Source organism: Streptomyces sp. CO7 (genome assembly GCF_053474865.1).
Genome location: NZ_JBRIOU010000002.1, coordinates 578614 through 586644, shown reverse-complemented (window position 1 = coordinate 586644; position 8031 = coordinate 578614). Strand labels below are relative to the sequence as shown.

The following is an 8031-nucleotide window of genomic DNA, read 5'->3' as shown; positions in this document are numbered from 1 at the left end:
GCACCGCGGCCCGCGGCGTCCCCGGGTGGTGCCGTGCCGGCGCGGCACCACCCACCGCCGGGCGGGGCTCAGGCCACCGGGCGGGCCCGCTCCACGACCTCGGCGAGGTGCGGCGAGTGGGGCAGGGTGCCGAACGCGTTGCCCCAGTCGCCGCCGAGCCGGGAGGCGCAGAACAGGTCGGCGACCTCCGGCGGCGCGAACCGCACCAGCAGCGACCCCTGCAGGACCAGGGCGATCCGCTCGACGACACGGCGGGCCCGCGCCTCGGCGCCCTCCATGTCCGCGAGTTCGGTCAGCAGCTGCTTGATCGCCCCGTCCAGCCGGTGGTCGGCGCCGCGCGCCTGCCCCACCTCGCGCAGGAAGGCGTCCAGTGCCCCGGGCTCCCGGCGCAGCGCGCGCAGCACGTCCAGCGCCTGGACGTTGCCGGCGCCCTCCCACACCGAGTTGAGCGGGGACTCGCGCAGCAGCCGCGGCATGCCGGACTCCTCGACGTAGCCGTTGCCGCCCAGGCACTCGGCGGCCTCGGCCACCATGGGGGTGCACCGCTTGGTCACCCAGTACTTGGCCGCCGGCACCGCCAGCCGCAGCAGGGCGCGCTCGCCCTCGTCCCCCCGGTCCTGGACGGCGTCGTAGGCGGCCGCGAGCCGCAGCCCCAGGGTGGTGGCGGCCTCGGACTCCAGTGCCAGGTCGGCCAGCACGTTGCGCATCAGGGGCTTGTCGACGAGCAGGCCGCCGAAGGCCTCGCGGTGGCCCGCGTGGTGGACGGCCTGGGCGACGGCCTGCCGCATCAGGGCGGCGGAGCCGAGCACGCAGTCCAGCCGGGTGGCCGCGACCATCTCGATGATGGTGCGCACCCCCCGGCCCTCCTCGCCGACCCGGCGCGCCCAGGTGCCGTCGAACTCGACCTCGGCGGAGGCGTTGGAGCGGTTGCCCAGCTTGTCCTTGAGCCGCTGGATGCGGAAGACGTTGCGGGTGCCGTCCTCCAGGACGCGCGGCAGCAGGAAGCAGGTGGGGCCCTCGCCGGTCTGCGCCAGCACCAGGAAGCCGTCGGACATCGGCGCGGAGCAGAACCACTTGTGGCCGGTGAGCTCGTAGGCGCCGTCCTCGGCCAGCGGCCGGGCGACGGTGGTGTTGGCGCGGACGTCGCTGCCGCCCTGCTTCTCCGTCATGCCCATCCCGAAGATGGCGCCGGGCTTCTCGGCGGCGGGGACGAGCGCCGGGTCGTAGAGGGTGGAGGTGAGGCGGGGCTCCCACTCGGCGGCCAGCGCGGGCTCGGCGCGCAGGGCGGGGACGGCGGCGTGGGTCATCGAGATCGGGCAGCCGTGCCCGGCCTCGACCTGCGACCACACCAGGAACCCGGCGGCCCGCCGCACGTGCCCGCCGGGCCGGGACCAGGCGGCGGTGAGCTGCGCGGAGACCGCCTTGCGCATCAGCTGGTACCAGGACGGGTGGAACTCGACCTCGTCGACGCGGTGCCCGTAGCGGTCGTGGGTGCGCAGCGTGGGCGGGTTCTCGTTGGCCAGCCGTCCCCAGTCCTGCACCTGGGACGAGCCGGCGCTGCGGCCGAGGCCGGAGAGCTCCGTGCGGGCCTCGTCGAGCAGCTCGGGGGCGAGGTGCCTCTCCACGGCCTCGGTCAGCGCGCGGTCCGCGCTGTAGACGTCGTACCCGGCCAGGGGCGGCGGCTGATTGGTCACGGTGTGCGTTGCCGGCATGGGCCGGAACCTACCCTGCCGGGCCCCTCGATCACAGGGTCCGGTGTGTCCGGTCGCCCGCCGCGCGGTGATCTCCGCCACCCGGGAGTGTCAGGGACGCGCCGCGCTGCCGTTACCTTTACCCCGTGCAGGCAGCAAGCGAAAACACCGACGAGCCCTCCGGCGGCCGCCTCCACCGGGCCCGCGTCCTCTACCGCAACGTCTCCAAGCGCCGGACGGCCTGGCTCCTGCTGAAGGACACGGTCAACTCGTGCATGGAGTACCGCATCCTCGGCCTGGCCGCCGAGGCGGCGTTCTTCACGCTGCTCTCCGTGCCACCGCTGCTGCTCAGTCTGGTGGGTCTGCTCGGCTACGTGGACGCCTGGACCGGCGCGCAGACGATCGAGGGGGTGGAGCACAACATCCTGGAGGCCTCGCGCAGGGTCCTCACCGACCGTGGCGTCACCGGGATCGCCCAGCCGATCCTCGACGACGTGACCTCCGGCGGCCGGCCCGACGTGATCTCGCTCGGTTTCCTGCTCGCCCTGTGGTCCGGTTCCCGGGCGGTCAACGTCTTCGTCGACACCATCACCGTGATGTACGGCCTGGACGGGGTGCGCGGCATCGTCCGGACCCGGCTGATGGCGTTCCTGCTGTTCATCGTGGCGTTGCTGATCGGGTCGGTGGCGCTGCCGCTGATGGTGGCCGGGCCCGACGTGGTGATGCGGGTGCTGCCGTGGTCGGAGTCGCTGGTACAGGTGCTGTACTGGCCGGTGGTGATGGTGCTGTCGGTGGTCTTCCTGACGACGCTGTACCACGTGTCGGTGCCGGTGCGCTCGCCGTGGATGGAGGACATCCCGGGCGCGCTGGTGGCGCTGGCCATGTGGCTGCTGGGCAGTGTGCTGCTGCGGCTGTACCTGACCTCGACCATCGAGGGGCCGACCATCTACGGCTCGCTCGCCGCGCCGGTGGCGATCCTGCTGTGGATCGGCGTGTCGGCCTTCGCGGTCCTGGTGGGCGCGGCGGTCAACGCGGCCATCGACCGGGTCTGGCCGGCCGCGGCGACGGCCGCCGCCCGTGAGGCCAACGAGCGGCTGCGCAAGGCGCAGATCGTCGACTACGTGGCGCGCACCGCGGGTTCACTCGCGCCCGACGACGAGGCGCACACCCCGTCGGAGTTCCCCGAGCGCTGGTCCCGTTTCCTGCCGCCGGAGGACGTCGGCGGCCGTCTGCTGCGCGCCCACGCCCGGCACGCGGCCAAGAGCGGCGCCGCCCGCAACGGCGCGGCGAAGAACGGCAAGAGCCTCGACGAGAGGGCGGTCAAGGAGGACACCGAGGTGGTGCGCAACAACGAGGCCGTCAAGAACGGGATGACGGATCCCGAGTCGTAGGGTCGACGGTATGACCGGCGCCCCGACTCTCTCCTTCACCGACGCCCTGACCTCGCCCTCCGGTCTCGTGCTGGACGGCGGGCTGGCGAGCCGGCTGGAGGCGGCGGGGCACGGCCTGGACGACGCCCTGTGGTCCGCCCGGCTGCTCGCCGAGCGGCCCGAGGCGGTCGTCGAGGCGCACCTGGCCTTCTTCACGGCCGGGGCGGACATCGCGATCACGGCGAGCTACCAGGCCACCTTCGAGGGCTTCGCGCGGCGCGGGACCGGCGCGGGGAGGGCGGCCGAACTGATGGCGTCGAGCGTCACGCTGGCCCGCGAGGCGGCGCGGCGCGCCCGGGCGGGGGGCGTGGGACGGGAGCTGTACGTCGCCGCCTCCGCCGGGCCGTACGGGGCGATGCTCGCCGACGGCTCCGAGTACCGGGGGCGGTACGGACTCACCGTGGACGAGCTGGAGCGCTTCCACCGGCCGCGGCTCGAGGTATTGGCGGCGGCGGGGCCGGACGTGCTGGCCCTGGAGACGGTGCCGGACGCCGACGAGGCGCGGGCGCTGCTGCGGGCGGTGCGGGGGCTGGGGGTGCCGGCCTGGCTGTCGTACACCGTCGACGGCGACCGCACCCGGGCCGGACAGCCGCTGGAGGAGGCCTTCGCGCTCGCCGCCGACGCGGCGGAGGTGGTGGCGGTGGGCGTCAACTGCTGCGCGCCCGCCGACGTGGCCGGGGCGGTGCGGACCGCGGCGCGGGTGACGGGGAAGCCGGTGGTGGTCTACCCGAACAGCGGCGAGAGCTGGGACGCGGGGCACGGCTGGAGGGGTGGCTCCGCCTTCGATCCCGCGGCGGTCACCGGGTGGCGCGCGGCCGGCGCACGGCTGGCCGGCGGCTGCTGCCGGGTGGGCCCGTCGGCGATCGAGGAGCTCGCCCGCGTGTGGCGGTCCTGAACTCCGCAAGGTGCCACTCCCCCGCGCGTCCGGGACCTGAGCTCCCTCAGGCGCCGCTCACCGGCCGCGTCGCCGGGGCCCGGCCGCGCAGGAACGGCAGCTGCAGGCAGTCCGCACGTTCCGCCGTCCCCTCGCCGAGCGCCAGCAGCGACAGGAGCTCCACCGGACGCCCCGCCGTCGCCGCGGCCTCGAGCTTGTGGTGGCCGTCCAGGAGGAAGTGGGCCAGGCACCAGTGCCGGTAATGGTCGGCTCCGTCACCGGTGGCCGGCTCGCACACGTCCAGGATCGAGACCGCCACGGCCGTCGGCACCGCGCCGCCGTTCATGAGGGCGGCGTACTCCTCGACGCGTTCCCTGGTGTTCCAGGTGGGCGGAACCATCGGCACGACGAACTCGTAGAGGTGGGCGGACGCGTCGACCGCGGTCCCGTAGGTCCGGTAGTACGGGGTGTGCGGGTACTGCGGCAGGCCCCAGAACGGGTCGATCCCCCAGGTCGCCGCCTGCTCGCCGCCGAAGTAGTCGCCGTCGTGGCCGGGCACGACGGGACGGGGCTCCACCCGGAGCAGCATCGGAAGGTACTCGCCCTCCGGCAGCAGCGCCCCGAAGGCGTCGAGCACACCGCCGTCGTCCGGGGCGGCGAGCGTGCCGGTGAGCCGCTCCCGCACGCCGTCCAGGGACAGCTTCTGCCGTGCGGTCTCGAGTCTGCGGAACAGGAACGGGCAGGTCCCGCACCAGTGGGCGAGCTCGAAGGCAGGGTCCGCGTCCACCACGAGCAGCCTGCGCCCCAGGCCGGGGCCGAACACCCCCGGTTCCGTCTCGAAACGCAACCGGGCGTCGGCGGCCGGGACTCCGAGCCCGCGGGGCTCGCCGTGTCGGATCGTCACGCCCCCGAAGGTACGCGGTACCCAGGACGGCGTCGTGCGGAGGGCTGTGCGAGGCTGCCCGGCATGCAGCCCGCCCGAGTGTCACGCATCGCCCTGACGGTCACCCTCGCCCTGGCCGGATCCCTGTTCCCGGCCGCCTGCGGAAACGGGTCCGGCGGGGAGGACCGGGCACGCGCCACCGCAGGCGGGACCGCCGCCGGGGTGACCGTGGTCGCCGAGGACGAGCGCCGCCCGGTGGGCGAGATCCGTGGCGAGACCCTGGACGGGGAGCGGCTGGACGTCGCCGACCACCGGGGAGAGGTCGTCGTGATCAACGTCTGGGCCTCCTGGTGCGGGCCGTGCCGGGCGGAGATGCCCCACCTGGTGCGGACCGCCGAGGAGACCCGGAGCGACGGCGTGCGCTTCGTGGGCATCAACACGCGGGACGGCGACGAGGACCGCGCCGTCGCCTTCGAGGAGAGGTACGGCGCGAATTACCCCAGCCTGTACGACCCCACCGGCGAACTGCTGCTGTCCGGCTTCCCGAAGGGGACCCTGCCCCCGCAGGGGGTGCCCTCCACGGTGGTCGTGGACCGGGAGGGCCGGGTCGCCGCACGCGCCGTGGGCCCGCTGTCGTACGAAGGGCTGCGCGGGTTGATCGACCCGGTGCTCGCCGAGGGCTGACCGGGCCCTGCCCGAGCTCCGGTCCGGGGGCCGAAGTCCCTTGACCGGACTCCTCCTTGTGCCCTCCAGACGGGCACGGCCCAGATCTCGCGCAGCAGTCCGCTCCCGCGCCGGTACTGCCGCCGGGCGGACGCGGCCCCGGGAGGCGGCCCGCGAACGCGGCGTCCTGACCGGGCCCGCGGCAGGCCCTCACAGGTTCGAGGCCGACGGCCTGGCGGGAACATGCCGAGGTCCGGCAGTCTTCGCCGCTGCGAGACTGCCGGACCGAGGCTGAGCGGGGGGCGCGCCGGGCCTTACTTGACCATGGCCTTCTCGATGTCCTCCAGCACGGACACCGCGGCGAGCGCGCCGCCGAGGCTGGTCCACTTGGAGCCGTCGATCTCGGTCACCGAGTCGGACTTCACGGCGTCCAGCTGGGCGAAGGCCGGCTTGGCCTGGAGCTCGTCGAGCAGGGTGCCGTCGGCCGGGGTGAGGGCGCCGATGAACAGCCAGTCGCCGTCGATCTCGGAGAGGTTCTCGTCGCTGAGCGGGGTGGAGTGGCCCTCGCCCTTCTCCTTCTGGATGCCCGGGCGCGCGAAGCCCAGGTCCTTCAGCACGTCGGAGATGAACACGCCCTGCTGCATCACCGCGGTGCCCTTGGGCGAGTAGCGGGCGACGGAGACCTCCGCGCCGGCCTTGTCGCCCAGCTTGCCCTCCAGGGCCTCGACCTTGGCGTCGTAGTCGGAGAGGAAGGTCTTGGCCTCGTTCTCCTTGCCGAGCACCTGCCCGGTGATCTCGAGCGCCTTCTTCCAGTTCTTGGTGTTGTCGATGGTGACGACGGTCGGGGCGATCGCCTGGAGCTGCTTGAGCACCTGCTCGTCGGCCATCTGGCCGGCCAGGATGACGTCCGGCTTCGCCTCGACGACCTTCTCGATGTCCGGGCCGGTGACGGCGCCGACGACCGGGATGCCCGCGGCCTGCTCGGTCAGGTAGGCGGGGGCGCCCTGCTGGCCGCGGCCCGCGGTGAGGCCGACCGGCTTGACGCCGAGGGCCAGCGAGGAGTCCAGGTCCATCTCGCTGAGCGCGAGCACGCGCTTCGGGGACCCGGGCACCTCCACCTTCTTGCCGGTGGCGTCGGTGACGGTCACCTTGGCGCCCTTGTCACCGCTCTCCGCGGCGCCGTCGGCACCGTCATCGGTGGCCCCTCCGCAGGCGGTCAGCGTGAGCGCACCCGCGACGGCGGCGACGGTGGCGGCCACCCTGACTCGGGAGATTCGGGCATTCATACGCATGATCGGGCACTCCGGAACATCGAACGGCGGGGGCGGCAAAGGCAGATGCACGTCACATCCGCCCGGCGTTTCGTAGGTTAGGCTAACCTAATGCTGACTGCGCAAGTAGGGGTGGGTGAGCCAACCTCCCCGCCCCGGACGGCGGGCCGCCTGCACCGGCCCACGCTCTGGACGGCCCTCGGTCTCCTGGGCGCGCTCCTGGTCTGTGTCCTGCTGTCGTTGCTCATCGGCACCGGCAACAGTCCCGTCGCCCGCGCCTGGGACTTCCTGCTGGGCGAGCCCTCGGCCCGCGCGGACGCCCAACTCCGGCTGGCCGTGGTCGACGTACGCCTGCCGCGTACCGTCGCCGCCGTCCTGGTCGGCGCCTCGCTGGGCGTGGCGGGCTGCCTGCTGCAGGCGGCCACCCGCAATCCGCTCGCCGAGACGGGACTGCTGGGCGTCAACTCCGGCGCCGCGCTGGGCGTGGTCGTCGGTCTCACCTATCTCGGCGTGAAGTCGCCCTACGGCGTGCTGGTGTGCGCGCTGCTCGGCGGAATGACGGCCAGCGCGGTGGTGCTGCTGCTGGCCGCCTCGGGGCGCGCGGCGGGCTCGCCGCTGAAGCTGGTGCTGGCGGGCTCCGCGCTCGGCGCCACCTTCCACGGCATGACCTCGTACGTCCTGCTGGGCACCCAGTCGACCTTCGACGTCTACCGCTACTGGACCATCGGTTCCCTGGCGGGCGTGGAGACCTCCGACACCTACCCGCTGCTGCCGCTGATCGCGCTCGGTCTGCTGATCGCCTACGGCAGTTCACGGCCGCTGGCCGCGCTCGCCCTCGGTGACGACAGCGCCCGCGCCCTCGGCCACCACCCCGGCCGGGTCCGGCTGGTGGTCGCCGTCGCGGTCACCCTGCTGGCCGGCTGCGCCGTCGCCCTGGCCGGGCCGATCGCCTTCCTCGGACTGCTCGCCCCCTACGTGGCACGCGCCGTCACCGGTCCGCGCATCGCGGGACAGTTGACGCTCTCCGGGCTGGTCGGGGCGTGCGTGATGATCGCGGCGGACATCCTCGTCCGGGTCGTCATCCGCCCCTGGGAGACGCCGGTCAGCGTGCTGCTCGCCTTCATCGGCGGCCCGCTGCTGATCTGGATCGCCCGCTCCCGGCGGTTCTCCACCGCGGGAGGCGCGGCATGACGCTCTCCGGCACGCGCGCCTCCCGCGG

General features: G+C 73.8%; 7 protein-coding genes. 4 read left to right on the top strand and 3 right to left on the bottom strand.

The window, feature by feature from the left end; genetic code table 11:
• Positions 1-68 precede the first annotated feature (68 nt).
• A complete protein-coding gene (locus ACOV8S_RS04610; RefSeq protein WP_448316236.1) occupies positions 69-1712 on the bottom strand; it encodes an acyl-CoA dehydrogenase family protein in 1644 nt (547 codons plus the stop codon).
• 125 nt (positions 1713-1837) lie between these two features.
• Here ACOV8S_RS04610 and ACOV8S_RS04605 point away from each other — a divergent pair, with 125 nt between their 5' ends.
• Entirely contained in the window at positions 1838-3082 is a 1245-nt protein-coding gene (locus tag ACOV8S_RS04605) for a YihY/virulence factor BrkB family protein (RefSeq protein ID WP_448316235.1), read from the top strand.
• 10 nt (positions 3083-3092) lie between these two features.
• The gene (gene mmuM, locus ACOV8S_RS04600; protein WP_448316234.1) at positions 3093-4016 is read left to right on the top strand and encodes a homocysteine S-methyltransferase; all 924 of its coding nucleotides are present in this window, start codon (positions 3093-3095) and stop codon (positions 4014-4016) included.
• A gap of 46 nt (positions 4017-4062) precedes the next feature.
• Here the strand turns inward: mmuM and ACOV8S_RS04595 are convergent, their stop codons facing one another.
• Positions 4063-4899 carry a hypothetical protein gene (locus ACOV8S_RS04595; RefSeq protein WP_448316233.1) on the bottom strand — a complete coding sequence of 279 codons (837 nt, stop codon included), beginning with the start codon at positions 4897-4899 and terminating at the stop codon, positions 4063-4065.
• A gap of 63 nt (positions 4900-4962) precedes the next feature.
• Between ACOV8S_RS04595 and ACOV8S_RS04590 the strand changes: the two genes are divergently transcribed.
• Complete coding sequence (locus ACOV8S_RS04590) at positions 4963-5562, top strand: TlpA family protein disulfide reductase (protein ID WP_448316232.1); 600 nt, start codon at positions 4963-4965, stop codon at positions 5560-5562.
• Positions 5563-5855: 293 nt separating this feature from the next.
• On the opposite strand, the gene ACOV8S_RS04585 is transcribed toward ACOV8S_RS04590, so the two are convergent.
• Positions 5856-6827: an ABC transporter substrate-binding protein gene (locus tag ACOV8S_RS04585; RefSeq protein WP_448316231.1), complete on the bottom strand. Its 972-nt coding sequence runs from the start codon at positions 6825-6827 to the stop codon at positions 5856-5858.
• Positions 6828-6944: 117 nt separating this feature from the next.
• Between ACOV8S_RS04585 and ACOV8S_RS04580 the strand changes: the two genes are divergently transcribed.
• The gene (locus tag ACOV8S_RS04580) at positions 6945-8003 is read left to right on the top strand and encodes a FecCD family ABC transporter permease (protein WP_448316230.1); all 1059 of its coding nucleotides are present in this window, start codon (positions 6945-6947) and stop codon (positions 8001-8003) included.
• Positions 8004-8031 lie beyond the last annotated feature (28 nt).

Bases quoted from the DNA above. Each gene is read 5' to 3' on its own strand.
- ACOV8S_RS04590 (WP_448316232.1), top strand. From the start codon at position 4,963: ATGCAGCCCGCCCGAGTGTCACGCATCGCCCTGACGGTCACCCTCGCC.
- ACOV8S_RS04585 (WP_448316231.1), bottom strand. From the start codon at position 6,827: ATGAATGCCCGAATCTCCCGAGTCAGGGTGGCCGCCACCGTCGCCGCC.
- mmuM (WP_448316234.1), top strand. From the start codon at position 3,093: ATGACCGGCGCCCCGACTCTCTCCTTCACCGACGCCCTGACCTCGCCC.
- ACOV8S_RS04610 (WP_448316236.1), bottom strand. From the start codon at position 1,712: ATGCCGGCAACGCACACCGTGACCAATCAGCCGCCGCCCCTGGCCGGG.